The organism is Streptomyces sp. NPDC017890 (assembly GCF_044328675.1).
In the GTDB taxonomy this organism is placed as follows: Bacteria; Actinomycetota; Actinomycetes; order Streptomycetales; family Streptomycetaceae; genus Streptomyces.
The window spans coordinates 46,067-72,470 of record NZ_JBIRHU010000002.1 but is presented as its reverse complement, the minus strand read 5'-3'; the positions used below and the strand labels follow the sequence as shown (position 1 = coordinate 72,470).

26 protein-coding genes are annotated in these 26,404 nt (G+C 70.0%); 5 read left to right on the top strand and 21 right to left on the bottom strand.

The features are described 5' to 3' along the window. Window positions 1-21 precede the first annotated feature (21 nt). From ACH4F2_RS03170 to ACH4F2_RS03130, 9 genes are all read right to left on the bottom strand, one after another. A complete protein-coding gene (locus ACH4F2_RS03170; RefSeq protein WP_398130960.1) occupies window positions 22-225 on the bottom strand; it encodes a hypothetical protein in 204 nt (67 codons plus the stop codon). A gap of 38 nt (window positions 226-263) precedes the next feature. After that, a complete protein-coding gene (locus ACH4F2_RS03165; RefSeq protein WP_398130959.1) occupies window positions 264-836 on the bottom strand; it encodes a hypothetical protein in 573 nt (190 codons plus the stop codon). A 768-nt stretch (window positions 837-1,604) separates the two neighbouring features. Next, window positions 1,605-2,312 (bottom strand): hypothetical protein, encoded by a 708-nt coding sequence (locus ACH4F2_RS03160; RefSeq protein WP_398130958.1) that lies wholly within the window; start codon window positions 2,310-2,312, stop codon window positions 1,605-1,607. Between the two features lie 85 nt (window positions 2,313-2,397). Beyond that, complete coding sequence (locus tag ACH4F2_RS03155) at window positions 2,398-2,955, bottom strand: hypothetical protein (RefSeq protein WP_398130957.1); 558 nt, start codon at window positions 2,953-2,955, stop codon at window positions 2,398-2,400. Further along, window positions 2,952-3,653 (bottom strand): hypothetical protein, encoded by a 702-nt coding sequence (locus ACH4F2_RS03150; RefSeq protein WP_398130956.1) that lies wholly within the window; start codon window positions 3,651-3,653, stop codon window positions 2,952-2,954. The genes ACH4F2_RS03155 and ACH4F2_RS03150 overlap by 4 nt, the downstream gene beginning before the upstream one ends. Then, a complete protein-coding gene (locus ACH4F2_RS03145) occupies window positions 3,650-4,159 on the bottom strand; it encodes a hypothetical protein (RefSeq protein ID WP_398130955.1) in 510 nt (169 codons plus the stop codon). Before ACH4F2_RS03145 ends, ACH4F2_RS03150 begins: the two co-directional genes overlap by 4 nt. Before the next feature lie 76 nt (window positions 4,160-4,235). Then, window positions 4,236-5,480, bottom strand: coding sequence for a putative T7SS-secreted protein (locus ACH4F2_RS03140; RefSeq protein ID WP_398130954.1), 1,245 nt, complete (start codon window positions 5,478-5,480; stop codon window positions 4,236-4,238). Window positions 5,481-5,512: 32 nt separating this feature from the next. Further along, entirely contained in the window at window positions 5,513-5,824 is a 312-nt protein-coding gene (locus ACH4F2_RS03135; RefSeq protein WP_398130953.1) for a hypothetical protein, read from the bottom strand. 98 nt (window positions 5,825-5,922) lie between these two features. Further along, window positions 5,923-6,222, bottom strand: a complete 300-nt coding sequence (locus ACH4F2_RS03130) for a WXG100 family type VII secretion target (protein ID WP_398130952.1) — start codon at window positions 6,220-6,222, stop codon at window positions 5,923-5,925. 278 nt (window positions 6,223-6,500) lie between these two features. Here ACH4F2_RS03130 and ACH4F2_RS03125 point away from each other — a divergent pair, with 278 nt between their 5' ends. Then, the gene (locus tag ACH4F2_RS03125; RefSeq protein WP_398130951.1) at window positions 6,501-11,150 is read left to right on the top strand and encodes an FtsK/SpoIIIE domain-containing protein; all 4,650 of its coding nucleotides are present in this window, start codon (window positions 6,501-6,503) and stop codon (window positions 11,148-11,150) included. A 105-nt stretch (window positions 11,151-11,255) separates the two neighbouring features. Here the strand turns inward: ACH4F2_RS03125 and ACH4F2_RS03120 are convergent, their stop codons facing one another. Further along, window positions 11,256-12,983, bottom strand: a complete 1,728-nt coding sequence (locus ACH4F2_RS03120) for a serine/threonine-protein kinase (protein WP_398130950.1) — start codon at window positions 12,981-12,983, stop codon at window positions 11,256-11,258. 122 nt (window positions 12,984-13,105) lie between these two features. Further along, window positions 13,106-13,954, bottom strand: a complete 849-nt coding sequence (locus tag ACH4F2_RS03115) for a menaquinone biosynthetic enzyme MqnA/MqnD family protein (protein WP_398130949.1) — start codon at window positions 13,952-13,954, stop codon at window positions 13,106-13,108. 301 nt (window positions 13,955-14,255) lie between these two features. Between ACH4F2_RS03115 and ACH4F2_RS03110 the strand changes: the two genes are divergently transcribed. Then, complete coding sequence (locus tag ACH4F2_RS03110; protein WP_003974443.1) at window positions 14,256-14,459, top strand: cold-shock protein; 204 nt, start codon at window positions 14,256-14,258, stop codon at window positions 14,457-14,459. A 125-nt stretch (window positions 14,460-14,584) separates the two neighbouring features. Beyond that, window positions 14,585-14,890, top strand: coding sequence for a hypothetical protein (locus ACH4F2_RS03105; RefSeq protein ID WP_398130948.1), 306 nt, complete (start codon window positions 14,585-14,587; stop codon window positions 14,888-14,890). Window positions 14,891-14,907: 17 nt separating this feature from the next. On the opposite strand, the gene ACH4F2_RS03100 is transcribed toward ACH4F2_RS03105, so the two are convergent. Beyond that, the gene (locus ACH4F2_RS03100; RefSeq protein ID WP_398130947.1) at window positions 14,908-16,878 is read right to left on the bottom strand and encodes an AMP-dependent synthetase/ligase; all 1,971 of its coding nucleotides are present in this window, start codon (window positions 16,876-16,878) and stop codon (window positions 14,908-14,910) included. Between the two features lie 553 nt (window positions 16,879-17,431). Here ACH4F2_RS03100 and ACH4F2_RS03095 point away from each other — a divergent pair. Then, a complete protein-coding gene (locus tag ACH4F2_RS03095) occupies window positions 17,432-18,730 on the top strand; it encodes a 3-oxoacyl-ACP reductase (protein WP_398130946.1) in 1,299 nt (432 codons plus the stop codon). Further along, window positions 18,730-19,599 carry a MaoC family dehydratase gene (locus ACH4F2_RS03090; protein WP_398130945.1) on the top strand — a complete coding sequence of 290 codons (870 nt, stop codon included), beginning with the start codon at window positions 18,730-18,732 and terminating at the stop codon, window positions 19,597-19,599. Before ACH4F2_RS03095 ends, ACH4F2_RS03090 begins: the two co-directional genes overlap by 1 nt. Here ACH4F2_RS03090 and ACH4F2_RS03085 read toward each other — a convergent pair. The 9 genes from ACH4F2_RS03085 to ACH4F2_RS03045 all read right to left on the bottom strand — a co-directional run bounded on the left by ACH4F2_RS03085 (window position 19,587) and on the right by ACH4F2_RS03045 (window position 26,304). Then, window positions 19,587-20,261, bottom strand: coding sequence for a TetR/AcrR family transcriptional regulator (locus ACH4F2_RS03085; RefSeq protein WP_398130944.1), 675 nt, complete (start codon window positions 20,259-20,261; stop codon window positions 19,587-19,589). The two genes, ACH4F2_RS03090 and ACH4F2_RS03085, sit on opposite strands and share 13 nt — an antisense overlap. 97 nt (window positions 20,262-20,358) lie before the next feature. Continuing rightward, window positions 20,359-21,672, bottom strand: coding sequence for a dicarboxylate/amino acid:cation symporter (locus ACH4F2_RS03080; RefSeq protein ID WP_398131260.1), 1,314 nt, complete (start codon window positions 21,670-21,672; stop codon window positions 20,359-20,361). 73 nt (window positions 21,673-21,745) lie between these two features. Next, entirely contained in the window at window positions 21,746-21,847 is a 102-nt protein-coding gene (locus ACH4F2_RS03075) for a putative leader peptide (RefSeq protein WP_328287003.1), read from the bottom strand. A gap of 140 nt (window positions 21,848-21,987) precedes the next feature. Then, on the bottom strand, window positions 21,988-22,287 hold the full coding sequence (locus ACH4F2_RS03070; protein ID WP_398130943.1) for a DUF4229 domain-containing protein: 300 nt from the start codon (window positions 22,285-22,287) through the stop codon (window positions 21,988-21,990). Window positions 22,288-22,401: 114 nt separating this feature from the next. After that, window positions 22,402-22,926, bottom strand: coding sequence for a GNAT family N-acetyltransferase (locus ACH4F2_RS03065; protein WP_398130942.1), 525 nt, complete (start codon window positions 22,924-22,926; stop codon window positions 22,402-22,404). A gap of 34 nt (window positions 22,927-22,960) precedes the next feature. After that, on the bottom strand, window positions 22,961-23,611 hold the full coding sequence (locus ACH4F2_RS03060; RefSeq protein WP_398130941.1) for a UdgX family uracil-DNA binding protein: 651 nt from the start codon (window positions 23,609-23,611) through the stop codon (window positions 22,961-22,963). 220 nt (window positions 23,612-23,831) lie between these two features. After that, window positions 23,832-24,995, bottom strand: coding sequence for an aminofutalosine synthase MqnE (gene mqnE / locus ACH4F2_RS03055; RefSeq protein ID WP_398130940.1), 1,164 nt, complete (start codon window positions 24,993-24,995; stop codon window positions 23,832-23,834). Window positions 24,996-25,043: 48 nt separating this feature from the next. Then, the gene (locus ACH4F2_RS03050) at window positions 25,044-25,499 is read right to left on the bottom strand and encodes an Lrp/AsnC family transcriptional regulator (protein WP_073725428.1); all 456 of its coding nucleotides are present in this window, start codon (window positions 25,497-25,499) and stop codon (window positions 25,044-25,046) included. A gap of 115 nt (window positions 25,500-25,614) precedes the next feature. Further along, a complete protein-coding gene (locus ACH4F2_RS03045; RefSeq protein WP_398130939.1) occupies window positions 25,615-26,304 on the bottom strand; it encodes a UbiX family flavin prenyltransferase in 690 nt (229 codons plus the stop codon). Window positions 26,305-26,404 lie beyond the last annotated feature (100 nt).

Sequence of the window (26,404 nt, the reverse complement as noted above, 5' to 3'; positions counted from 1 at the left end):
AGGTACAACTCGATCCCGCCCTCACGACACGCAGCGGCTGCCTGTGCCAGCGAGTTGCCGCTTGATGTGCGGCACATTGTCCATGCCCTCGAAACGGCGGTTCACCAGGGCGTCGACCGAGCGTTCACGTCGCTCGGGGTCGATGTCCAGACGAAACCACCCCTCGGGCATGAGCAGGCGGTAATCAGCAGGCGGCGCCATGTGGCTGCCTGGGGGCATGGTCACCAGTGCTCCGTTGTCGTCGACTCGTATCACGTCTAGCCCTACGCCGCCTCAATCGTTCTGTCGTACGAGATGCGGCCGACCAGCGCGCCCGCCGTAGCCGGCCCCAGCGACAGCACGATGGTCAGAGCGGACAGCAAGCCCGCCAGAAACCCCGGCACCTCGTCACTGAAGAGCCCAACCAACAGCAAAGCACTGAAGAACGGGAGAACCACGGGTTCGTTTGCTCCGACGACCGAGCGGTACCAGCCGATTTGCTTACGAGCTGCCTTGCCTTCCATCGGTGACATCCTGCGGGCGTCCCCCGCGAGCTGGTGCCCCTGCCACCACGGTTGCGCATCTGTGAGCTGCTGATACTTCTCGTCCGAGACCGGCACCCCCAACGCTCCTGCCAACGCCGCCCAGCCATCGCTTCCCTGCGGCCCCGCGAACCAGAAACGCCACGGCAGCAGTGCCCGCGCTTCACCCTCTCTGTCCCGTACCTCGACGCCGAGCGGCTCCCCGGTCGCGGCGTCGACCAACCGCACCAGTCGCGCCACCCCGTGCGCGCCGGCGCGCCCGAGCCAACGTTCCTGACCGAGCGCATTGGTCAGGACCAGGTCATGGGCAAGCACACATACAGATGCTGTGCGCAAGAATCGCCTCGTCCCTCCGCTCCCTGCTGCCGGAGACGGCCTGATCTCCGTCTTCTCGACAAGGCGACGATGCTGTCTGTTGCGCCACCAAGCCCGGACGCGCACCACCGCATCAGCTGCCGGGAGGAGAAAGAGGGCCCCCGCAGCGGCCGTCAGGGCCCAGCTGAGCTCGGCAGCAAAGCCGATCACGAGAGCGATGAACCATCCAAAAGGCCGACACCTCTGGCCCAGGTGTGCCACCCCGGCAATTCGGAATAGAGTGCCCGATACGGCCTGCTTTCCCGGCCGTCGTCCGGCACCCCGGAGGCAGTGACGGGCTCCGGGCTCTCCTCAAAGGGGATGCCGAGCGTTTCGACGAGCTGCCTCAGACCAGTGCGACCGAGGCATTTGTGCGGTCGCACGTCCAAGGCACCGACACTTTCCGCCTCGGGAAGCCATCCGGCGAGGGGCACGTGCAGGAGGTCCCGCCCGTCATCGCCCTTGAAGACCAGGACACCCCAGCGGTCGGCCGGACGGTTCTGCACGATCCCCCACACGTCTTTGGGTGGAAAAAAGATCGCGCGCCGAATGCCATCGGCACCAACGGCATATCTCCGCTCCTGGCATCGGGCGTCACGTACGACCAAGCTCCGCCCGTCGGCGTACAGCCGAGCACGACGTACGACGTGAGTCCCATGCGGCGGCATGCCTCCGGGGCGTACGGCCAGTTCCTCCAGCTGCCGCGGCACACGGCCTCGACCTGGCTGCTCAGACATCACTCACCCACTCGCCACCAACGTGTCCGCTGCCCCCGCCGGTGGTCTCTCCCCAGGCGGGAGTCGAGGCGCCTCCCGTCGAGAGCGGAGTGATCCGCATGGTCCGAACCGCTTCGTCGGCCAGGTCGGTGATCTGCTCCGTGAGGGCGATCTTCTCCCAGGTCACCGTGACGACGATGAGACTCTCCATACCGGGCGGGAAGACGGCGTACTTGATGAACTCGGTCAGCTTGCGGCCGAAGCCGAGCATCCGCTTGACCTTGAGCATCGCCTGGATGCGCACGGCGGGCCCCGCGGGCAACTCGAGGTGAGTGGTCCGGGGTGCACCCGTGATCTCCGCGTTTCCCCATTGCAGAAGCAGCGGGACGACCTCTTCAGGGCCGGGACGGGGTACGCCCTCGTCACCGTACGAGTCGACCATGAGGGTGGCCAGGGCCTCCCCCGTCCCGGAGTAGTACGCCGCCGCGAGTGTGGGCACGTCGTCGTTGAGGTCGACGGCCCGCTCGACCATGTCGTCGATCACCGCGCTCTTCTCGATCTTGAGGCTGAATGGCTCGAGCCGGTTCATGACCTCTGTGGCCAGCACCTCGGCCTCGGCCCTGGTCCCGTCGCGCAGCGTGAGATCGACCCACCCTGGCTGGAACTCGAAAGTGCACTCGAAGACCTCATCCAGCGGAGCGGGACCGTCCGCTGCGGTCATGCTCGGTCCTTTCATGCGGGTGCGGCCGAGGCTCAGCCGACTCCGGCCATTTTCTGGAGGTTTCCGACCGGACTCGGCCAGAGCATCAAATCCACCGGAGAGAGTGGGCAATGGCGTCACACAGGTTCCCCATGGGACCCTCCGTGCCGCTCAGCGGCATCGAGAAGGCGAGGTGGAAGTAACCCACGTCGCCGGGCATCCGGACGTGGTAGTCCAGGGTGGTCCCGGTGCGGACGTGCACCGTCCGGCCGACAGGCAGGTCGATGACTTCCACCTCGGCTTCCGGCCCCGTGCGGTCGGCCAGCGCCTCGGCGAACTCCTCCGGTGTCGGGGCCAGCCCGCGGGGCATCGGTGGCCAGGAGACCAGCAGTGAGGCCGGTGTCAGGGAGGACCCTTCGGGCGATTCGGTCCGCAGAAAGAACTCGAGCGCGCCTCGCGCCAGGCCGTTCTCGGCGGTGTTGCGGAGGGTGCCCCACACGCTGCGGGCAACCTCCGCGGAGGTGCGGCTCCCAGCGAACTCCTTGTCCACGAAGGTCTTCAGCTGGCCTCGCCAGCGCTCCCGCGTCAGGTCGACACGGAACCAGTCGCGGGGGACGAGGAGACGGTAGTCCGAGGGCGGGGCTTCGGGCATGGCCGCTGTCATGCTTCCACCGCGGAGGTGATCAGCGGTGAGCCGTCGGCGTGGAACAGCCGGATGCTGCTCACGATGTTGCCGAACATGGTGGAGAACATGTCCCAGCCAGACATGGTGGGCGTCGAGAGCTCCATCACAACGGTGGTGTGATTGGGAAGAGGCACATAGACACGTATGTATGAAGTCGGCAGAGTCACGTTGTCCTCGGTGCTCATCAGTTCCCCGGAAATACTCGCGTCCCGGTTACCGATGCATGAAACTGCGGCACCACAAGGAAGCTCGATCACGGAGATCTCACCCGCCTCCGCCTTGTTGAGGCTCGAGGAGATCGCACGGACCACTGCCGGGATTCCCGCAACCTCCGGGCTCTCCACGAGAGACACGGAAATCGTGGCGATACACGGGATGCCGCCCTCTACGGTCAGACAGATCGCGGCGTGCTCGACACCTGCCGCGGACAAGTCATCGAGGGCAAGCGCGCACATGACGCCGAACTTGGTCTTGTCATCGTATTCCGCACCCGGCAAGACTTTGTCCCCGAGTTCCTCCAACAACTGCACGGCTTCGTCATCGTCCCGCGCCTGCACGGGCAGGTCGTGGAAAATTTCCGGCATCACCCAGCGGAGGCAGATGTCGTCAACCTGAAGGACAATGGGTGCGGCGGTCCGGGACGGGACTAAATCGGGGAGTTCGAACGAGGTCGTCACGCGGGTCGTTCGCCTTCCGGTGTTGGAAGCTCCGGAGCATCTGGGAAAAATTGCCGGGAGGATGCGTACATTCCGTAGTACGGGTACGTGGCGGGAATTTCGGCACCACCCTGCCGGGCGATCCCTGCGATCTGCCGGTACCGCCGCGCCCGGATCCGCACGTTGCGCATGGACGGATCGCGAAGGCTGGGACGCCGCCAGAGGTACAGACCCACAAGAATACCCACCACGATCAGCGCGTCCACTGCGATGAAGGCGAACTGGAAGGAACGTGGTTTATCGACAGCCACCAAATCCCAGAACGGCCAGGCCCCCGCGAGGAATGGGAACAGCACGAAGCCAGAAAGGCATCCGCGCTTACGCCACTTCCTGTTGTCCTCCCAACGGTGGTGCAGGAGCCAGTGGACCGCCGCGTCGTCAAGGAAGTCGAACTGCACTTCGCGCCCGTACTTCTCAGCTGCCGCCTTGGCTTCAGGCACGCCAGCGATAACGGACGAGGAGACCATGTTGTGGACCCCTCCGTCATCTCCCACGAACTGACCGAAGGGGAGCCCACCTTGTTTGGGCATACGTTCTCCTCTGTTATCCCGTAGGCGCCAGAGCGGCATGGAACGGAGTAGATGACGGGCTCGGTCGTGGTGAAGGCGAAGGCGTCCTGGGCACGCTTGGGGTGGGCTTCACACTGGGCGCGGGAGTGGGGCCTGGGCCCCCTGAGGGAACCGACGGGTCCCCCGCGCGCTTCTCATCCTGCGCATCCACCAGACGGTCGAGGCCCTTCAGGCCAAGGAACCCCAGGCTGGCACCCTTGATGTACCTGGTGACAATTTCGGGCTTGAAGCCTTCGGCGGGTAGCTTGATCCGCTTTCCGAGGTATTTGGAGGCAAGCCCTGTGACCTTGTTGATGCCCTTCACTCCAATACCATTGGTGAAGCCCTCCCACAGTTGGGCCTGAGCGCCCGCCAACCGTCCTGCCTTGCTGCCGACCGCCAGCACCTTCAGTGCGCCGAGGCCCGGGAATACACCCACGACATCCAGGGTGATCTTCAGCAAGTCGAGCTTGCCGCCCCGGGCGAAGACGTCATAGAGCCTGCCGGAAAGAGCTGTTCCACTCGCCGCCGCAGCCAGGGCCGCGATGATGGGTGCCGCGAGTCCTCCCGAGAAAACGATGGCAGCCGCCAGAGCCAGGCAGGCCAGAATCGTCGCGGCGGCGGAGAACCAGTCGGCGTGGTCCGCGATCCAGTTCATGATCCCGCCGGGGTCCCGGACACCGTCGTGATGGATCACATACTTGATCTTCTTGGCCGCGCGGTTCGCCGCGTCGTCGCGGATGTCCTTCGCCTGCTCGATCTTGTGGCGTGCCTGCGCCATGAAAAGTGCGGCGTCGTCCCGTTTCTTGCCCTGCTTGGTGCGTTCGGCGCTGTCCTTGGCGTCGGACGGCACCGTCCCCTGGGTCGGCTCCAGTGCCTTGAGGGCCGCCTTGTCGTCCACCTCGGCCGCGCGGAAGTCCTCCAGCGCCTTGTCCGCCTTGCGCTGGGCCCGGCGCAGTTCGCTCGCGTACTCGGACGACTCCCCGTCGCCCTCCTGCACCTTGGTGCCCATCGCGAGCGCGGCCTCGTCGTACCGGTCGTAGGCGTTCTTCAGGCGGCCGGACGTGTCGCCCGCGATCTCGTGGAAGGCGCGGCCGGCGTCGCTGTCCCAGCCCTCGACCGACGCCAGCGCCTTGATGTTCCTGGCCTGCTTGTCGATCTCGTCGGCCATGCCGCGCAGTTCCTTGCCGAGCCGTGCCACCTCGTAGGGGTCACCGGGCACCGGGTCGGAGTCGTACATCGGTGACCAGTCCTTCGGGCGGGCTGTCACTGCTACTTCTCCTTGTTCCCGCTCTTCTTGGCGTCCCGGAGCGCGTTCGCGAGTTCGTGGTCGATGTCCTCGTACGCCTTGGCCGCGTTCGCGGTGTACTTGGCGAGGTTTTCGATGTCTTCCATAAGCTTTTTGCGGTTCTTCTTCCAGGTATCGGAGAAGTCACCGAAAACGTCGCGCAGTTTGTCGCTGCCCAGCGCGTCACCGTACTCGTCGGCAGGGTTGCCGTTGTCCTTGAACTCCCGGTGCATGCGGTAGAGCGACTTCGAGCATTCCTTGATCAGGTCGAGGTCGTACCGAGTTCTGTCTGCCACCCGTTCAGACTTTCTTCCTCAGGGGCCGCCTGCCCGGGCGCGGCCCCACACGATGTGTGCCGCGCCGCGCCCGGGCAACGTAGCCGCCGCCGACGTCACTAGCCCTTGGCGCTCTTCGCCAGCTGCTCGTCCAGGTCCTCGTACGCCTTCTTGGCGTTGGTGAGGAACTTGGACAGTCCCTCCAGGCCCTTGACGGTCTTGGCCGCGCCCTTGGTGAAGTCCTTGATGGACTCGTCGTAGGCGCCGGAGGCCTTCTGCGTGGTGAAGCCGTTGGCGACGAGTTCCTCGACGCCCTTCTCGATGGCCTTCAGCATGTCTTCCATCTCACCCATCGCCTTGATGAGGTCGGTGGCCTTCTTGTCCATCTCGGCGTAAGTAAGGTCTGCATCCTTGGCCATGACAGCTCTCCCTCCCGTTGCCGCAGGGCCTTCCCCCGTGGCTCGACTGGCGCGGTCCGTCCGGTCGTCTACCGGCGGTCCGCATGAGCAAAGATCTTACGGGCGGGGCTGTTGGGACAACAGGGATGCCTGGCAAGGGAAGCGTGAACCAGTGCGCATCCCGGGGGGCCGTGATGGCAGTGTGCATCCCGTTGCACAGGGGAAAGGTGCGGCGGCTAAGGTCGCTGCACTGTGTTCAGCGTTCCGGGGGCGGCCTCAGCCCAGCGAGGAGGACGAACGTGCGCCTGAGTCTGACCGTCGTCGACCCGATCGGCGGCGCCAGCGCCGACGTGGTGCTCGACGCCGATCCGGAGTCGTCGATCGGCGACATCACTCGGGAACTGGCACGCCATGTCGGTGTCGCCGGTGGTGCGGAGATCATCCCCATCGGCGGGCGTCCCGGCCCCGGCGGCGCACCGCAGGCCTTCGTCGACGGCTACGCCCTCGATCCCGACGCCAACGTCGTCGGCTCACCGCTGCGCGAGGGCGCTGTCGTCAGCCTGCACGATCCGGCCGGCTGCGTTCCCGGTGAGCCGACCGGTGTCGTGGAGTTCCGCGTGGCCGGCGGCCCAGCCGCCGGTGCCGTGCACCGGTTGGGCGTCGGTCGGTACGACATCGGCAGCGGTCCAGCCGCGCACATCCGTATCGATGATCCCGAACTCGCCCCGCGTGCCGCGACTTTGTCCATCGCCATGAACGGCACCTGCGACGTCGCCCTTCACGGTGTCGAGAAGAGGAACACCGGGGTCACGGAGGACGAGAAAAAGAAGAAGAAGAAGCGGAAAGGGGAGGAGAAGGGGGAAAAGGAAGAGGAGAAGGGCGGCGACAGCGGTCACCCTCGGCTCGACGGCGAGGAGTTCGACGGCGGCACCTGGCCCCTCGGCTCTCAACTCGCCCTCGGCAACACCCTTTTGGAGATCGACGGCTACTCCCCTCCCAACGCTGCCCTGAAGTGGTCGGAGGACGGGGTCGGGCTCGACTACAACCGGCCTCCGCGACTGCGCCCGGCAGAGCGCGAGACGCTCTTCCGGCTGCCCACTCCGCCCAGGGACTACGAAGCCCGCCCGCTGCCCTGGCTGATGGCCCTGTTCCCGCTGGTCGGCGCGGTCGTGTCCGTCATGATCTTCGGGCGCTGGTACTACATGATCATGGCTCTGCTGAGCCCGGTCATGCTCTTCGGCAACTACTTCATGGACAAGAAGCACGGACGCAAGTCCCATGCGCAGCAGGTCAAGGAGTACAAGGAGACCAAGGAGCGGATCGAGAAGGACGCCCAGGACGCGCTGCGACTGGAGCGGCTCGAGCGACGCGGCACCATTCCCGATCCCGCCTCCGTGCTCGCCTTCGGCACCGGCCCTCGTACCCGGTTGTGGGAGAGGCGGCGCACGGACGCCGACCATCTGCTCCTTCGGGTCGGCACCGGCCGCGTGCCGTCCGAGGTCGTTCTCGACGATCCGGAGCAGGACGACCACAAGCGTCAGGTCACCTGGGACATCGAGGACTCGCCCGTCGCGCTGCCGCTGAAGGACCTGGGGGTCATCGGTATCGCGGGGCCCGGCGACTCGGCACAGGCACTCGCGAGATGGGCCGTGGCGCAGACCGCGGTACTGCACAGCCCGATGGATGTTCAGTTCTGCGTGCTCACCGAGAACCACGCACAGCCGCGCTGGGACTGGGTCCGCTGGCTCCCGCACGCCCGCCCTGCGAACGGCCAGGACGTCAACGTGCTGGTGGGGACGGACTCCGAGACCGTGAGCGCCCGGGTCGGTGAGCTGACGCAGTTGCTCGACGCCAGGCAGAAGGCCCTGAAGGAGAACAACCGCGGTGGCGCCGGTCCCGCCTTCTCCGACCCGGACATCGTCGTCGTGTGGGACGGGTCGCGTCGGCTGAGGTCGCTGCCGGGCGTCGTACGACTCCTGCGGGAAGGGCCGGCGGTCGCCATGTACGCGATCTGCCTGGACGAGGAGGAGCGTTTCCTGCCCGGCGAGTGCCAGGCCTTCGTCGTCGCCGAGCCGCTGCGTCACAGCGGGACCGTCCCCGCCGCTCAGCCCGGGAACCCGCCTCAGGCCGCCGCCGGTGGCTTCCCCTCCTTCCAGGCCTGGCACCAAGGCGCCCAACAGACCCGGCAGGACGCCGAGCGGGCACTCGAACTGCGACTGCGTGTCGAGCAGACCGGCGCCCGGCGCAGGTCCGGGGTACGGCCCGACCTCGTCTCCCCCGCCTGGTGCGCCCGGCTGTCCCGAGCGCTGTCGCCCCTGCGCGACATCAGTGGCGAGACCGAGGACTCCGCGCTCCCGTCGTCGAGCCGGCTCCTCGACGTGCTCCAGCTGGAGCCCCCGACGCGCGACGACGTCGCCGCGCGCTGGCGCATGGGCGGTCAGTCCACCATGGCGGTCATAGGTGAGTCGTACGACGGTCCGTTCGGCATCGACATCCGGCGCGACGGCCCGCACGGGCTCATCGCCGGTACGACCGGTTCAGGTAAGTCGGAGCTGCTCCAGACCATCGTGGCAGCGCTCGCCGTCGCCAACACGCCCGAGAACATGACGTTCGTCCTCGTCGACTACAAGGGCGGGTCCGCCTTCAAGGACTGCGTCAAACTCCCGCACACCGTCGGCATGGTCACCGACCTCGACGCACACCTCGTCGAACGCGCCCTGGAATCGCTGGGCGCGGAGCTGAAGCGGCGCGAGCACATCCTCGCCGCCGCCGACGCCAAGGACATCGAGGACTATCAGGACCTGGTGCGCCGGGACCCGACCCACGAATCCGTGCCCCGACTGCTCATCGTCATCGACGAGTTCGCGTCCATGGTCCGCGATCTGCCCGACTTCGTGACGGGTCTCGTCAACATCGCCCAGCGAGGCCGCTCCCTCGGTATTCACCTCCTGCTGGCCACGCAGCGACCGAGTGGTGTCGTATCGCCCGAGATCCGCGCCAACACCAACCTCCGGATCGCCCTGCGCGTGACCGACGCCGGTGAGTCGACCGATGTCATCGACGCTCCCGATGCCGGTCACATCGCCAAGAGCACGCCGGGCCGCGCGTACGTCCGTCTCGGCCACGCCTCCCTCATCCCCTTCCAGTCGGGCCGTGTCGGTGGCCGCCGCCCGGGTGCCGCCGATCCGGCGGCGCTCGCCCCGTGGGCCGGGGAGCTCTCCTGGCAGGAACTGGGACGGGCCGGGCTCGCCAAGCCCAAGTCCGAGGCGCGGGAGGACGACGAGATCACCGATCTCAAAGTCCTGGTGGACGCCATCCGGGAGGCCAACGACGCCATCGGCATTCCGGCCCAGCACTCTCCGTGGCTGCCCGCCCTGGACGAGTCGCTGCTGCTGGACGACATTCCGGTGGTGCGCGGCCAGGGGGTGCTGCCGGCGGCCCCGTACGGCATCGCGGACCTGCCGGCCGAACAGGCCCGCCGCCCGGTGGTCGTCGACTTCGCCACGTTCGGGCACCTGCTCATCGCCGGTGGCCCGCGCAGCGGCCGCTCACAGGTGCTGCGTACCGTCGCGGGCTCCCTGGCCCGCACCCTGTCCAGCGCCGACGTCCATCTGTACGGCATCGACTGCGGCAACGGCGCCCTGAACGCACTGACCCGGCTGCCGCATTGCGGCGCGGTCGTCAGCCGCAACCAGCAGGAGCGGGTCATCCGGCTCTTCAACCGGCTCACCGGCGAAGTCACCCGGCGGCAGGATCTGCTGGCGGAGAAGGGCTATGCCGACATCGGGGAGCAGCGGGCCGCCGCGGCCGAGGACGAGCGGCTGCCCCACCTCGTGGTCTTCCTCGACCGCTGGGAGGGCTGGCTGCCCACGCTCGGTGAGTACAACCACGGTGACCTCACCGACCAGGTGATGGCGATGATGCGCGAGGGCGCGAGCGTCGGACTGCACCTGGTGATCACCGGTGACCGGCAACTGCTGGCGGGGCGGATCTCCTCGCTCACCGAGGACAAGTACGGTCTGCGCCTCGCCGACCGCGGCGATTTCTCGCTGCTGGACATCAACGCGCGCAAGATCCCCGAGGAGATCCCGCCCGGCCGCGGCTTCGCGAGCGGTACGGCGATCGAGACGCAGTTCGCCCTGCTCGCCGAGGACACCACCGGTCAGGGTCAGGCTGCCGCGCTCGTCGCGATCGGCGAGGCGGCGACCGCCCGGGACGCCGGGCTGCCGCGCTCCCGCCGCCCGTTCCGCGTCGACGTCCTGCCCAGCCGGATCTCCTTCGCCGATGCCTGGGCCATGCGCGACCCGGTGGCGAGCGCCTCCCCGCTGTGGGCGCTGGTGGGTGTCGGCGGCGACGAGCTCACCGCCTTCGGCCCCGACCTCTCCCAGGGTGTCCCGGCGTTCGTGATCGGCGGTCCCGCGAAGTCCGGGCGCAGCACGGTGCTGCTGAACGTCGCCCGCTCCTGCCTCGCCCAGGGCGTACGGCTGATTCTGGCGGCACCTCGCCCGTCCCCGCTTCGCGAACTGGAGGGGACGGAAGGCGTCCTGAAGGTCTTCACCGGCCGGGACATCGACGAGGACGAGATGGAGGAGCTCATCGAGTCTGCCAGTCCGGAGCAGCCGATCGTCGTCCTGGTCGACGACGCGGAGGTGCACGACGACTGCGACGCCGAGGACGTCTTCAAGCGCATCGTCGAACGCGGTGCGGAGGAGGGCCTGGCCGTCGTCATCGCCGGTGACGAGGAGGAGATCTGCGACGGCTTCTCCGGTTGGCAGGTCGACATGAAGAAGGCCCGCCGCGGCATCCTGCTGTCTCCGCAGGACAGCTCCGCGGGCGAGTTGATCGGCATCCGTACCAACCGGAGCATGGTCGGCGGCCAGATCACTCCGGGCAGGGGCATGCTGCACCTGGGCAGTGGGGAGCACATGACGGTCACGACGCCGATGTGACGGGCACCGGCCGCCCGGAAACGACGACGGGCCGCAGGACCGAGGGGTTCTCGCGGCCCGTCGTCGTTGCCGGGGCAAGGCCGGTCCACCGGTGCGATGCCCCGGCTACTCGACCTTCGACAGGCGCGCCTTCGGCCGCCCCGAGTCCTTGCTGTCGGACTCGTACTGGAGGTCGTCGCCGACCGGTGTGAGGCGGACGGTGTGGAGGGCCTGGTTGCAGACGTCGCGGTTGCCCTCGGCGCCCACGGCGCTCGTGACGATCTGTTTCTCCGTCACCTTCTTCAGGGTCAGTACGTCGTCGCAGGTGCCGCCGAAGATGTCGGTGTGGCGCAGGGTGCCCAGCCGCTCTCCCAGGCCGGCCTTCCCGACCGTCAGCCGGAAGGTGCCGAGCGGCAGGTTGCCCTCGACGGCGACTGCCTGGCCCTCCCAGGTGCCGAGGTAGCGCTCGGGGACGGTGCGGGGGGCGGCGGGCGACTGCGTGGCGGTGTCCTTGCCGCCGGGGGTGGCCTTGCCGCCGTCGCCCGGCAGCAGGTCCAGGACGAACACCGACCCGACCGTCACCGCCGCCAGTGCCCCCGCCGCCGCAAGTGCCACGGTGCAGCTGAGCCGCCGGCCCCGTCCGCCGGCGCCCCGGGTGGCGGTCGCCGCGACGGAGAGGGCGAGCCCGCCCGGTGCGGGGGCGCCCGGTGCGGGATCGCCCGGTGCGGGGGCGCCCGGTGCGGGATCGCCCGGTGCGGGGGCGACGCCTCCCGGCCGGCCGCCGTCCCGCGGTGCGGGGAGCGGGGTGGACGGTGCGGGCATCACCGGTGGCGGGCCGAAGACGCCTTCGGCGGCGCCCGCGTCGGACGGCGCCGCCGTCACCGACGGTCGGCTGAACCCCACCGGCCCCGACGAGGGACCCGACGCCGGCTCCCCCGCCTCCAGGTTCAGCAGCTGTACGGCGCTCCGGCTGACCCGCTCCACCAGCGGCCCCGGCAGCCAGCCGCCGGTCACGAGCCGTGCCGCGCCCTCGGGTGCGAGACACCGGGCCACCTCGCCGGGGGACGGCCGGGCGGCCGGGTCCTTGGCCAGACATGCCGCCACCAGGTCCCGTAGAACTCCGCCCCTCTCCCCGCCCGTCTCCCCCTCCAGGGCATCGAGCTGGGGCTCCTCGTGGACGACCTTGTAGAGGAGCGCGGCCGACGAGTCCCCGGGGAAGGGCGGCGCGCCCATCGCCGCGAAGGCGAGGACGGCACCCAGCGAGAACACGTCGGCCGCGCCCGTGACGCCCTTGCCGAGGATCTGCTCGGGGGACATGTAGCCGGGCGAGCCGATCGAGACGCCGGTGGAGGTCAGGGACGCGGTGCCGTCCGTGGCGCGGGCGATGCCGAAGTCGATCAGGAGGGGGCCGTCGAGGGTGAGGAGGACGTTGGACGGCTTCACGTCACGGTGGACGAGGCCCAGCTCGTGCACCGCCGCCAGCGCCTCGCCGAGGCCCGCGCCGAGCGCCCGTACCGAGTGGGCCGGCAGCGGGCCGTCGTCCGCGACGGCCGCCGTCAGGGACGGACCTGCCGCGTACGCGGTGGCGACCCAGGGCACCCGCGCCTCGGGGTCCGCGTCCAGTACGGGCGCGGTCCAGGCTCCGCCCACCCGGCGCGCCGCGTCCACCTCGCGCCGGAAGCGGGCCCGGAACTCCTCGTCGAGCGCGAAGTGCGGGTGCACGATCTTCACGGCGACCGTGCGGCCGCCGGTGCTGCGGCCCAGGTAGACCCGGCCCATGCCGCCGGAGCCCAGCCGGCCGAGCAGCCGGTAGGGCCCCACGGTGGTGGGTTCGTCGTCTTCGAGCGGCCGCATGGCGTCCACCCCTCCCCCGTACGCCAGTACCTGGCAGCAGGGTAGTGGGCCGCCCCCCTCGAAAGGCCTCCCCGACGGACCGGGGCACGGATCGGGACCGGCGGATCAGGGCCGGCCGCGGATCAGGGCTGGAGCAGCTCCACCTTCACGTCCGCCGGGAAGCCGGTGGTCGGGCCCACGCGGCGGGCGAACTCGGTGACCGCCTCCAGCTGCGGGGCGCCGAGGCGGAAGTCGAGGGTGGTGAAGTACTTCGCGAGGGTCTCCTCGTCGAAGGCCTCCCAGCGGGCCGCCTGCTCGGCGACCTTGCCGACCTCCTCCAGGGAGAGGTTGCGGGAGGCGAGGAACGCCTCGTGCACCTTGCGGGTGATGACCGGCTCGCGCTCCGCGTAGTCGCGCCGGGCCGCCCAGACCGCGAAGACGAACGGCAGGCCCGTCCACTCCTTCCACAGCGCGCCCAAATCGTGCACGTCGAGGCCGTAGCGCGGGCCGTCGATCATGTTCGCGCGCAGGGCGGCGTCGCCGATGAGGACGGCCGCGTCGGCCTCCTGCATCATCAGGCTCAGGTCCGGCGGGCAGGTGTAGTAGTCGGGCTGGACGCCGAACCGCTCGGCCAGCAGCAGCTGGGCGAGGCGGACGGAGGTGCGCGAGGTCGACCCGAGGGCGACCCGGGCACCGTCCAGCCGGTCCAGGGGGACCTGCGAGACGATCACGCACGACATCACCGGGCCGTCGCAGCCGACGGCGATGTCGGGGAAGGCGACCAGGTCGTCGGCGTTCTTGAGGAATTCGATCAGGGTGACGGGACCGATGTCGAGATCGCCCTGCACCAGCTGCTCGCTGAGCTTCTCCGGGGTGTCCTTCGTCAGCTCGAAGTCGAGGAGCGTGCCTGTTCTCGCGAGCCCCCAGTACAGGGGCAGGCAGTTCAGGAACTGGATGTGGCCGACGCGCGGCCGGGTGCGAGAATTGTCCACATCGCGAGGCTAGCCCTCCCCCGGTATCCGCCCGCCGCCGACCCCCGTCGGCCCCCGCCGTCAGCCGAACGCCTGAGGCGTTCAAACATTCGGGTGAAGTGATCTTGGCCTCTGTTGCGCTCGGGGGCCTGCGTGCTAGGCTCACAGCAAGTTGCAGTTTGGTTTCCCTTGCAGTACAGAGCCTGCGGAGCATGTGACCGCGGGCTCTCGTCGTTCTCAGACGTATGCAGTTGTGCAGAATTCCAGTCTTCACACTTGCTGGTTCTGGAGCAGGGCAACCCTTTGGGCCCAAGGAGGGCTTATGGCTACCGGAACCGTGAAGTGGTTCAACGCCGAAAAGGGCTTTGGTTTCATCGCCCAGGAAGGCGGCGGCCCGGACGTCTTCGTCCACTACTCCGCGATCAACGCTCAGGGATTCCGTTCCCTGGAGGAGAACCAGCAGGTGTCCTTCGACGTCACGCAGGGTCCGAAGGGCCCGCAGGCGGAGAATGTCACTCCTGTCTGATTGACAGCAGTACCCAAGGAGCCCCGCGCCGACTTCGGCGACGGGGCTCCTGCCCTTTCCCCGCCCGGCCTTTCTGAATTCTTGGTGAAGTCCGGCTGTCAGTGCCCGCCACTAGGGTCCTCGCCATGACTGACGCCACCGGCCACCCGGACACTGGCCACCTGGACACCCGTCGCCCCCGTCGCCCGGACACCGGCCACCCGCACACCGGCTTTCCGGACACCCGCCACCCGGACCCCGGCTTCCTGGAGACCACCCGGAACTTCTACGACACCATCGCCGAGGACTACGCCGACCGCTTCCGGCCCGCGGGCGCCGGCACCCCGCTGGACCGGGCGCTGATGGGCGCCTTCGCCGAACTGGTGGGACCGGAAGGGCAGGTGGCCGACGTCTCGCAGGTCCCGCAGGCCTGCCTGATCGCCCGTCGCTGAGCCCCCGGCCCCCTCTTCTACCTCTTCTTCCCTCCCCCTCCTCCTCCCTTCCTTTCCTCCTGCCCCTCGTACAGCCCGTCGACCGCCCCTGCGAAGTCCCGCATGATCACGTCTCGCCGGAGCTTCATCGAGGGGGTCAGATGGCCCTCCCACTCCGTGAAGTCCCTCGGCAGGACGGCGAAACGGCGGATGGACTCCGGGCGGGAGACGAGCTTGTTGGCCTCGTCGACCGCGCGCTGGAGCACCGCCAGGATCTCCTCGTCGTCGGTCAGCGACTCCGGCGGCACGGCGTGCTTGCCGTTCATGTGGCGCCAGTGGGTGACGCCGTCGGAGTCGAGGGTGATCAGGGCGGTGACGTAGGGGCGGCGGTCGCCCAGGACGATGCACTGGGAGATCAGGGGGTGGGAGCGCAGCCAGTTCTCCAGCGGGGCCGGGGCCACGCTCTTGCCGCCCGCGGTGATCAGCAGTTCCTTCTTGCGGCCGGTGATCGTCAGGTAGCCCTCGTCGTCGAGGCTGCCGATGTCGCCGGTCGGGAGCCAGCCGTCGGGGGCGGCCGGGACGACGCCGCCCGCCCGGGTGTCCCAGTAGCCGTGCATGACCTGGTCGCCGGCGACGAGGATCTCGCCGTCGGCGGCGATGCGGACGCGGGTGCCGGGCAGCGGCCAGCCGACCGTGCCGAGGCGCGGCTTCAGCGGGGGCGTCACCGTCGCCGCGGCTGTCGTCTCGGTGAGGCCGTAGCCCTCGAATATCTCGATGCCGGCCCCGGCGTAGAAGGCGGCCAGGCGGCGGCCGAGCGGAGAGCCGCCGCAGATGGCGTACCGGACCCGGCCGCCCATCGCGGCACGGATCTTCCGGAAGACGAGCGGGTCGTAGAAGGAGCGGGCGGTCTTCAGGGCGCGGCCCGGGCCGCCGCCCGCGCCCGTCTGGCGGGCCTCCAGGGCCTCGCCGTAGCGCACCGCCACGGAGGCGGCGCGGTCGAAGGCCGAGGCCCGGCCGCCCGACTCGGCCTTGGCGCGGGCACTGTTGAAGACCTTCTCCAGCATGTACGGGATCGTGAGGAGGCAGGTCGGGCGGAAGGCCGCCAGGTCCGGCAGCAGGTCCCGGGGCTTCAGGCTCGGCGCGTGGCCGAGACGGACCCGGGCGCGGACGCAGGCGACGGCGACCATGCGGCCGAAGACGTGGGACATCGGGAGGAAGAGCAGGATCGACGGCTCCTCGCCCGTCTGCGCCTTGAAGACGGGGTAGAGCAGCTCGATCGCGTTGTCCACCTCGGCGAAGAAGTTGCCGTGGGTGAGCGCGCAGCCCTTGGGGCGGCCGGTGGTGCCCGAGGTGTAGATCAGGGTGGCGAGCGTGCTCGGGCTGAGCATGCCCCGGCGGACGTCCACCTCCGCGTCCGGCACCTGCGCGCCCAGCTCCGCCAGCCGCTCGACGTGCCCCTTCTCCATGACCCACAGGTGCTTGAGGTCGGGCATGCGGTCCAGCTCGGGGCCGAGGGCGGCGGCCTGCGCGGTGGTCTCGGTGACCAGAGTGACCGCGCCGCAGTCCTGGAGGATCCAGCGGGTCTGGACGAGGGAGGAGGTCGGGTAGACGGGGACGGTGACCAGGCCGGCCGCCCACGCCGCGAAGTCCAGCAGCGTCCACTCGTACGTCGTCCTGGCCATGATCGCGATGCGGTCGCCCGGCGTCAGGCCCTCGGCGATCATGCCCTTGGCCACCGCCAGTACCTGTCCGGCGAACTCCGCCGCCGTCACGTCGGACCAGTCGCCGTCCGGTGACCTGCGGCTGAGGACCACCTGGTCCGGCACCGCGGCCGCGTTGTCGAAGGGCAGGTCGGCGAGGGAGCCGCGCCGCACCGGCGGGGCGAACGGTGGTACGTACGCCTCCCGCACGGCCCCGTCCAGCCGCCGCGTCTCGGGCACCACCAGGGTGGGGCCGGGCGAGTCGGCGTAGGCGGCGGATGCGGCGAAGGAGGGAAGCGGGGTGGACACGGGCGGCTCCTGGGACGTGCAGCGGCGACACTGCTTCTGCTGTCGCTGCTCTGCTGTCACTTCTGTCACTTCGGTACTGCTACGACTGCTACGACTGCTACGACTGTTGCGACTGCTGCTGCCATTGCCGGCTGCTGCTGTTGCCGACTGCTGCTGTTGCCGGCTGCTGCTGTTGCTGCTGCTTCACATGCTGCGAACGCTCTGCTGCATGACGTACGTGCCTCGCGCGCCGAGGGGTTCATCGCCGGGCGCCGAGGCGTTCATCGCCGGGTTCCGCGGACATGGGTCACCGGCGGTCGGTCCGGGGATCGTACGGGCCACTCGTGGGGAGTTGGTGCGGGTTCCGGGACGGTCCCGCGTCGGAGGTGTGCAGCCTCGGGGGTTACCTGCCAGTAGGTCACGTTCGTTCCGGTATGCCCGCGCCACCTCGACCGACCGGCCGCCACCGAGGACCTCACTTCGACCCGCCCGCCATCCGCGACCTAGACTTACCATCGGTAACCTTACTTTAGGGTAAGGAATCCGGAGCATGTCACGGAGCTGGGAGTCACCCATGGCAGACCGCTATCTGAGCTTCACCGGCACCGCGCCCGGCCGTTTCCTCACCCGCCGCCTCGGCCTGCCGCAGCCCACGGCACTCGAACGCAGCTCATTCGGCGGCGGCGGCCTGCTGCACCTCACGGCGGGCAGGACGGACCTCGGCCTCGCCCCCGTACTGGCCCGTACGGGTCTCGGCCCGGACGGCACCGGCCACCCCGCCGCCGTCGTCCTCGACGCCACCGGTGTCCGGGACGTCGACTCGCTCGCCGAGGTGCACGCCGCGCTCCACCCCGTCGTACGGTCCGTCGCCGCGAGCGGCCGGGTGGTGGTGCTCGGTGCCCCGCTCGACCCCGCCGACCACCACCAGGCCGCCGCCCAGCAGGCGCTGGAGGGCTTCACCCGCTCGCTCGGCAAGGAGATCGGACGGGGCAGAACGGTCAACCTCGTCCGGCTCACCGACGCCGGTGCCGCCGAGTCCACCCTCCGCTTCCTCCTCTCCCCCGCATCCGCCTACGTCAGCGGCCAGGTGATCGAGGTCGCCCCCGCGCACTCCCCGGTCACCGCCCCCGACGACTGGGAACTGCCCCTCGCCGGGCGCACCGCCCTCGTCACCGGCGCCGCCCGGGGCATCGGCGCGGCGGTCGCCGAGACGCTCGCCGGGCACGGCGCCCACGTCGTCGTCCTCGACGTGCCGCGGGCCGAGGAGGAGGCACGCGGGGTCGCCGAGCGCATCGGCGGCCGGCCCCTCGCCCTCGACGTCACAGCCGCCGACGCGGGCGACCGCATCGCCGCCGCGCTGCCCGGCGGCCTCGACGTCCTGGTCCACAACGCGGGCGTCACCCGCGACCGGCGCCTGGTCAACATGCCCGCCGAACGCTGGAGTTCCGTCCTCGACGTCAACCTCGCGAGCGTCCTGCGCACCACGGACGCGCTGCTCGCGTCGGGCACGCTGCACCGGGGCGGCCGGATCGTCGCGACGGCCTCCATCGCGGGGATCGCGGGCAACGCGGGCCAGACCAACTACGCTGCCGGCAAGGCGGGCATCGTCGGCCTGGTCCGCTCCCTCGCGCCGCGCGCGCTCGCCGGGCACGGGGTGACGGTGAACGCGGTCGCACCCGGGTTCATCGAGACGCGGATGACCGCGGCGGTCCCGCTGTTCATCCGCGAGGCCGGCCGCCGTATGAACTCACTCGCGCAGGGCGGCCTGCCGGCCGACGTCGCCGAGACCACCGCCTGGCTCGCGCACCCGGCCTCGGGTGCCGTCAACGGCCAGGTCGTACGGGTCTGCGGCCAGAGCCTGCTGGGGGCCTGATGACCACCGCGTCCCCCACGACGTACACGCTGACCGTTGTTCCCGCCCTGCCGCCGCTCCTCGCGCGCGGTGCCCTGCTGTCGCCCCTCAGGCGGCCCCGCCCGGACGCGGACTTCCCCCGCACCCGGCTGGTGCTGCCCGGCCTGCGCGTGGACCTCGCGCGGCTGGCGGCGTACGAGAGGGTGTGCGGGTTCCCGACCGGGGCGGACGCGCTTCCGGTGACGTATCCGCACGTGCTGGCCTTCCCGATGGCCATGCGGCTGATGAGCGGCCGGGGCTTCCCGCTGCCCCTGCTCGGGCTGGTCCACACGTCGGTCGGCATCACCCGGCGGGCCGTCATGCCCGCGACCGCCGAGTACGAACTCACCACGTACGTCGAGGGCCTGGCCCCGCACCGCCGCGGCACCGAGGCCTCGGTCGTGACGGAGGTACGGGCCGGCGCGGAACCGGTGTGGGAGTCCCGCAGCACGTACCTGGCACGCCACCGGACGGACGGGCGGCCCGCCCCCGACGGCACGCCCGCCAAGAACCCGGAGCCCCTCCCCGCCCGCGCCGAATGGCACCTCCCCGGCGACACCGGACGGCGCTACGGTGCCGCCTCCGGTGACCGCAACCCGATCCACCTGCACCCGCTCACCGCCCGCCCGTTCGGCTTCCCGCGGGCCATCGCGCACGGCATGTGGACCGTGGCCCGCTGCCTCGCCGAGCACGGGACGCCGGACGCGGCGGTGGTGCGGGCGGAGTTCCGGGCGCCGGTGGCGCTGCCGGGGGCGGTGACGTACGGGGCCGGGGGCGGACGGTTCGAGCTGCGCGGCGGTGGGGGGCGGCGGCTGCACCTGTCCGGCGAGGTCGGGCCCTACCCGGCCTGAACCACCGGTGCCGGTTCGGCGTCCTCCGGCGGGGACCAGGGCCGTCCCGTCATCAGGTCGCCCAGGCCCGCCCAGGCGAAGTTCATCAGGGTCGCCGCCGCCTGCTTCGCGGTGACGCCCTCGGTGGCGCCCGCCCAGTCGGCGAGCGACTCGGCGGCGCCGACCAGCGCCTCGGCCAGCCCGGCGACCTCACCCGCCGGCAGATGCGGGTCCCGGTGCGCGTCCCGCGCCGCCGCGGCGATCAGCTGCGTCACGAACGCGACGATCTCCTCACGCATCACCGCCACCTCGGCCGCGAACCGCTCGCCGTGGGTACGGGCATGGAGGTGCAGCACCCGCCAGGCTTCGGGGTTGTGCGCGGTGTGGGTGAAGAACGCCCGCAGCCCCGACCAGAGTTGCCCGTCGGCGGGCAGACCCGGACGCACACCGGCCCGGACCGCCTCGGCGAGGGCCCGGGCCTCGCGCCGGATGCAGGCGATGAAAAGGTCGTCCTTGGAGTTCAGGTACAGATACACCAGCGGCTTCGAGACACCCGCCAGTTCGGCGATCTCGTCCATCGACGCCGCCATGTACCCGCGCTGCCCGAAGACGCGCACGGCTGCGTCCAGCATCTGCTGCTCACGGACCGCACGCGGCATCCGCTTGGTTTTCCCGGCACCCATGCGGATCAGCGTACGGTCCGTGCGGCGGTGTTCAGGACGTCGGCGCCGTCCGGACGCGAGGGTCGGGACGGCGCGGACGTGACGGACGGTACGACGGTCAGGCGGCGACCGGGACCGGCTCCGAGGCCTGCTTCTCCTGCTCCGGCTCGTCGATCGGCGAGCTGTGCGCCGAGTCGTAGGCCTTGCGGTCGAGCAGTCCCTCGCGGGCCGAGACGATCACCGGAACCAGCGCCTGACCTGCGACGTTCGTCGCCGTGCGCATCATATCCAGGATCGGGTCGATCGCGAGGAGGAGGCCGACGCCCTCCATGGGCAGGCCCAGCGTGGACAGGGTCAGCGTCAGCATGACCGTGGCGCCGGTGAGGCCGGCCGTGGCGGCGGAGCCGACCACCGAGACGAAGGCGATGAGCAGGTAGTCGCCGACGCCGAGCTGGATGTCGAAGATCTGCGCGACGAAGATCGCGGCGATCGCCGGGTAGATCGCGGCGCAGCCGTCCATCTTGGTCGTCGCGCCGAACGGCACGGCGAAGGACGCGTACTCCTTCGGCACGCCGAGGCGCTCGGTGACCTTCTGGGTCAGCGGCATGGTGCCGACGGAGGAGCGGGAGACGAAGGCGAGCTGGATCGCGGGCCAGGCACCCTTGAAGAACTGCAGCGGGCTGGCCTTGGCGACGGTGGCGAGCAGCACCGGGTAGACCACGAACATCACGATCGCGCAGCCGACGTAGATGTCGGCGGTGAAGGTGGCGTACTTGCCGATGAGGTCCCAGCCGTAGGTGGCGATGGCGTTGCCGATGAGGCCGACGGTGCCGAGCGGGGCGAGCCGGATGACCCACCACAGGGCCTTCTGGAGGAGTTCGAGGATCGACTCGCTCAGGTTCAGGATCGGCTGGGCCTTCTCGCCGAGCTGGAGGGCGGCGATTCCTGCGACGGCGGCCATGAAGACGATCTGGAGCACGTTCAGCTCGGTGAACGGCGTGATGACGTCGGTCGGCACGATGCCGGTCAGGAAGTCGATCCAGGAGCCGGTGTTCTCGGGCTTCGCGCCGTCGGCCGGCGTGAGGCCGGTACCGGCGCCGGGGTTGGTGACCAGGCCGATGACGAGGCCGATGGCCACCGCGATCAGCGACGTGATCATGAACCAGAGAAGGGTGCGGGACGCCAGGCGGGCCGCGTTGTTGACCTTCCGCAGGTTGGTGATCGAGACGAGGATCGCGAAGAAGACGAGCGGTGCGACGGCCAGCTTCAGCAGGCCGATGAAGGTGTCACCGACCTTCTCGAGGGTGGTGACCAGCCAGGATATGTCCTGGCTGCGGGCCAGCCAGCCCAGCAGGACACCGAGGACGAGGCCGGCGAGTATCTGGGCCCAGAAGGGCACCTTGAAGTACTTCGTGACGGAAGACACGGACAGGCTCCGTAAGGGGACGGGACGCGGGGACGGGCGCGCTGGGCTGACGTGGAGAACGGCGGGTGAGGGGGGAACGTCAGGGGCGACAGTTCGCGGACGCGCACCGACAGAGGTCCACGTGCAGGCGCGCCACGAGCGCGAGGCTCGGTGGTGTGTGGGGCGCGGCTGCGTGCTTCATGCACACGACTTTAACACCTGCGCTTTGAGACGCCCAAAGCCTCGCTTTGAGAGGTAGGGGGCGCGTACTGCCCGTAAAACGCAGAGCGCCCCGGTTTCCTGTGCATTGGGAAACCGGGGCGCGCGAGTGCGTGACGTACGTTACGAGGTCTGGCCCTGCGCCCGGGCCGTGTCGTCGGCGGTGTCCTCCTGGCCGCGGTTGGCCTCAAGGTTGGCCTTCATGCGCTCCACGCGGCCGGCGACCTGGACCGAGGCCCGGTCCCGTTCCTTGCGCAGCGCGATGTAGCTGATCGGGGCCGAGAGCAGCAGGGAGAGCAGGAGGATCCACATGCCGTTGGAGTCGCCGAGGCCGCGCGGGAACACGCCGGCGTAGACGAGCCCCCAGACGGCCACGAGGCAGCCCACGAAGATCCCGAGGCGCATCAGCGTGTAGCGGAGCATCTCAATCCACTCTTCCGTTTCTGGCACAAAGAGGCACTGTCCAGTGAAACATGCCGGGATGCCGCCCTTGCAGTGGGGTCGGGTCCTGTCCGGCGTCCGGCAGGCGTGCCGGGCTCAGGTCAGCGGGAGCAGCAGGAAGACGTCGTCGCGGTCGTCGCCCGCCGCCACCCGGATCGCGCCGGGCACCCGGCCGACCTCCTTGTAGCCGCAGGACTCGTAGAACCGCTCCAGGCCGAGGCCGCCCCGGCAGGTGAGCCGGATGGCCTCGATGCCGTCGACGGTGCGGGCCGCGTCCGCGGCGGCGGCCATCAGGTCCCGGCCGTAGCCCCGGCCCTGGTGGCGCGGGTGGACCATCACCGTGTAGAGCCACAGCCAGTGGGTCATCAGCCGGTGCGTGTTGAGGGTGAGGAACGCGGTGGCGGCCACCCTCCCCTCCTCGTCGTGGCCGACGAGGAGGCGGGTACGGCCCTCGGCCATGCCCACCATGTGTCTGACCAGTTCGGGGCGGATGTCCTCCCGCGTCACCGGCGGTACGAAGCCCACGGAGCCGCCCGCGCCGGAGACGTCGGTCCACAGGTCGAGTACGCCGTCGCGCAGGTCGGCGGTGACGGGCGGATCGAAAGTGAAAGTAAGGGGCACAGCACCATAGTAGCCCTTACGTGCACTGTAACCGTCAGGCGAGGGCCTGTGCCGCCACCCTCAGGTCCGAGACCAGCCCCCGGTACGCCCCGTCCCGGTCCTCGGCCCGCAGCACGGCCGACGGGTGCACGGTCGGCACGAGCCGTTCCGGGCGCCCGTGGATCTCCTCCTCCAGGACTGCGCCGCGCACCCGTGTGACGCGGAACGAGGAGCCGAGGAGTGCCTTGCCGGCCGTGGCGCCGAGCACCACGATCAGTTCGGGTTCCACGCGGGCCAGCTCGGCGGCCAGCCAGGGACCGCAGGCGGTCATCTCGCGCAGGGTGGGCGCCTTGTGGATACGGCGCTTGCGGGGCTCGGCCCGCGTGAACTTGAAGTGCTTCACGGCGTTGGTGACGTAGGCGTCCGCCGGGTCGATGCCGGCGTCCGCCAGGGCCCGGTCGAGCAGGCCCCCGGCGGGACCGACGAAGGGCTTGCCCTGCCGGTCCTCCTGGTCCCCGGGCTGCTCGCCGACCAGCATCACGCGGGCGGTCGCCTTGCCGGCGCCGAACACGGTCCGGGTGGCGTCCCTGTGCAGGGGGCAGCCGCGGCAGTCGGCGGCGGCGCGGCGGAGGGCGGTGAGACCGCCGCGGGCGGGGACGAAGGGCTCCGCCGTGTAGGCGTCCTCTGAAGTCACGCTGCCGGTCATGTGATCCGACTACCCGCCGTGGGGGCCCGGACCCCTGTCGGTGCGGGTTGTGTGCGGCTGGTCGCGCCCACGTCGCGGAGCCGCGCGTCGATCAGCCCCGCGCCCCTGGGTCGGCACAGTCCCCGGCACCTGCCCGGCAGGCGTGGGTGCGTGCCTTGAGGGGCGCGGGGAACTGCGCGAACGGCCCTCACCGGCCGCGGCCGAAGAACAACCGCGGACGTCAGACTCGCATCGGCTGCGGCGAGTCCCTGCGTGCCGCGTCGGGACCCTCGAACTCCCGGATGATCTCGTACCGCGTGTTCCGCTCGACCGGCCGGAACCCGGCGTCGCGGATCAGGTCGAGCAGATCCTCGCGGGTCAGCTTGTTCGGCGTGCCGAAGTCGTCCGCGTCGTGCGTGATCTTGTACTCGACGACCGAGCCGTCCATGTCGTCGGCGCCGTGCTGAAGGGCCAGCTGGGCGGTCTGCACGCCGTGCATGACCCAGAAGACCTTCACGTGCGGGACGTTGTCGAACAGCAGTCGCGACACCGCGAAGGTCTTCAGCGCCTCCGCGCCGGTCGCCATCTGCGTCCGGGCCTGGAGCCGGTTGCGGACCTTGCCGTCCTTCATGTCCACGAAGTCGTGCTGGTAGCGCAGCGGGATGAAGACCTGGAAGCCGTTCGTCTCGTCCTGGAGCTCGCGCAGGCGCAGCACGTGGTCCACGCGGTGGCGCGGCTCCTCGATGTGGCCGTAGAGCATGGTGCACGGGGTCTTGAGCCCCTTCTCGTGCGCCAGGCGGTGGATGCGCGACCAGTCCTCCCAGTGGGTGCGGTGGTCGACGATGTGCCGCCGCACCTCCCAGTCGAAGATCTCGGCGCCGCCGCCGGTCAGGGACTCCAGACCGGCGTCGATCAGCTCGTCGAGGATGTCGGAGGCGGACATCCCGGAGATGGTCTCGAAGTGGTGGATCTCGGTGGCCGTGAAGGCCTTCAGCGAGACGTCGGGCAGCGCGGCCTTCAACTCCCGCAGCGAGCGCGGGTAGTAGCGCCACGGCAGGTTCGGGTGCAGGCCGTTGACGATGTGCAGCTCGGTGAGGTTCTCGCCCTCCATCGCCTTGGCGAGCTTCACGGCCTCCTCGATGCGCATCGTGTACGCGTCCTTCTCCCCCGGCTTGCGCTGGAAGGAGCAGTACGCGCAGGAGGCGGTGCACACGTTGGTCATGTTGAGGTGGCGGTTGACGTTGAAGTGGACGACGTCGCCGTTCTTCCGCGTCCGCACCTCGTGCGCGAGGCCGCCGAGCCAGGCCAGATCGTCCGACTCGTACAGCGCGATGCCGTCCTCGCGGGTCAGCCGCTCCCCGGAGCGGACCTTCTGCTCCAGCTCCCGCTTGAGCCCGGCGTCCATGCGATACCTCTTTCTGAGACAGACTCCGTAAACCGTACGCCCCGGCGGCTACACCTCTTCGGGCAGCTCGCCCACCCGGTTCTCCCACTTGGTGGACAGCACGATGGTCGTGCGGGTCCGGGACACGCCCTTCGTGCCCGACAGCCGGCGGATGATGCTCTCCAGGCCGTCCACGTCGGCCGCGCGCACCTTGAGCATGTAGGAGTCGTCGCCTGCGATGAACCAGCAGTCCTCGATCTCCCGCAGCTCCCGCAGGCGCTGCGCCACGTCCTCGTGGTCGGCGGCGTCGGAGAGCGAAACGCCGATCAGGGCGGTGACGCCGAGGCCGAGCGAGGCGGCGTCGACGGTGGCCCGGTAACCGGTGATGACGCCGGCCGCCTCCAGCCGGTTGATGCGGTCGGTGACGCTGGGTCCGGAGAGCCCGACGAGGCGCCCCAGCTCCGCGTAGGAGGCCCGGCCGTTCTCCCTCAGGGCCTGGATGAGCTGCCTGTCCACCGCGTCCATGCGATCGAAGCCTTCCGCTGAAGAGTTCTGAAGATGTGGGTAACAAACGTGTGGGGGGAGGTGGTGCGGTCCTCGGGTGGTGCTCGGGGGGTGCTCGGTGATCCTCGGACGGTGCTCAGCCGGTGGGGCGCGCCCCGCCGAGGTCGCCGCGCCAGCGGCGGTAGAGGCCGTGTCCGACACCCGCCGCGTCGAGGACGCGTCCGGCGACGAAGTCCACCAGGTCCTGGATGTGCGTCGCCCCCGCGTAGAAGGCCGGCGAGGCGGGCACCACGGTCGCGCCCGCGTCGTCCAGTGTCACCAGGTGCCGCAGCGTCCGGCCGTCCAGCGGGGTCTCCCGTACGGCCACGACCAGCTTGCGGCGCTCCTTCAGGGTCACGCTCGCCGACCGCTGCAGCAGGTCCTTCGACAGCCCGAGCGCGACGCCCGCGACGCACGCCGTCGACGCGGGCACGATCAGCATGCCCTTGACGGGGTACGACCCCGAGGACGGCCCGGCGGCGAGGTCGCCCGCGCTCCAGTGCCGTACCCGGTCGTCACCCTCGTCACCGAGGTCGACGTCGAAGGTGCCGGGTTTGCCGTCGGCCCCCCGGGACAGCCATGCGTGCAGGTCGGTCTGCCAGTGGGCGTCCCGGAAGGAGATGCCGGTCTCGTCGAGCAGGGTGAGCCGCGAGGCCCGGCTGACCACCAGGTCGACGCTCTCACCGGCGGCGAGCAGTGCGCGCAGCACGGCGGCGGCGTAGGGGGTGCCGGATGCTCCGGAGACCCCCACGATCCAAGGCGCGCGCTGCGTTTCTCCTGGGTTCACGTCTTGAGCCTATCCGGCCGCCCTCCGTGTGTGTCGGGCGGCCGGACAGCGATCCCCGCAGGTGCGGGGAGCACCTTGACCGTCAACCGATTCATCGGCA

Coding starts and splice junctions, on each gene's coding strand:
- ACH4F2_RS03160 (WP_398130958.1), bottom strand. CDS start 2,312: ATGACCGCAGCGGACGGTCCCGCTCCGCTGGATGAGGTCTTCGAGTGC.
- ACH4F2_RS03155 (WP_398130957.1), bottom strand. CDS start 2,955: ATGACAGCGGCCATGCCCGAAGCCCCGCCCTCGGACTACCGTCTCCTC.
- ACH4F2_RS03145 (WP_398130955.1), bottom strand. CDS start 4,159: ATGGTCTCCTCGTCCGTTATCGCTGGCGTGCCTGAAGCCAAGGCGGCA.
- ACH4F2_RS03140 (WP_398130954.1), bottom strand. CDS start 5,480: ATGTACGACTCCGACCCGGTGCCCGGTGACCCCTACGAGGTGGCACGG.
- ACH4F2_RS03130 (WP_398130952.1), bottom strand. CDS start 6,222: ATGGCCAAGGATGCAGACCTTACTTACGCCGAGATGGACAAGAAGGCC.
- ACH4F2_RS03120 (WP_398130950.1), bottom strand. CDS start 12,983: ATGCGGCCGCTCGAAGACGACGAACCCACCACCGTGGGGCCCTACCGG.
- ACH4F2_RS03110 (WP_003974443.1), top strand. CDS start 14,256: ATGGCTACCGGAACCGTGAAGTGGTTCAACGCCGAAAAGGGCTTTGGT.
- ACH4F2_RS03105 (WP_398130948.1), top strand. CDS start 14,585: ATGACTGACGCCACCGGCCACCCGGACACTGGCCACCTGGACACCCGT.
- ACH4F2_RS03095 (WP_398130946.1), top strand. CDS start 17,432: ATGGCAGACCGCTATCTGAGCTTCACCGGCACCGCGCCCGGCCGTTTC.
- ACH4F2_RS03090 (WP_398130945.1), top strand. CDS start 18,730: ATGACCACCGCGTCCCCCACGACGTACACGCTGACCGTTGTTCCCGCC.
- ACH4F2_RS03085 (WP_398130944.1), bottom strand. CDS start 20,261: ATGGGTGCCGGGAAAACCAAGCGGATGCCGCGTGCGGTCCGTGAGCAG.
- ACH4F2_RS03075 (WP_328287003.1), bottom strand. CDS start 21,847: ATGAAGCACGCAGCCGCGCCCCACACACCACCGAGCCTCGCGCTCGTG.
- ACH4F2_RS03070 (WP_398130943.1), bottom strand. CDS start 22,287: ATGCTCCGCTACACGCTGATGCGCCTCGGGATCTTCGTGGGCTGCCTC.
- ACH4F2_RS03060 (WP_398130941.1), bottom strand. CDS start 23,611: ATGACCGGCAGCGTGACTTCAGAGGACGCCTACACGGCGGAGCCCTTC.
- mqnE (WP_398130940.1), bottom strand. CDS start 24,995: ATGGACGCCGGGCTCAAGCGGGAGCTGGAGCAGAAGGTCCGCTCCGGG.
- ACH4F2_RS03050 (WP_073725428.1), bottom strand. CDS start 25,499: ATGGACGCGGTGGACAGGCAGCTCATCCAGGCCCTGAGGGAGAACGGC.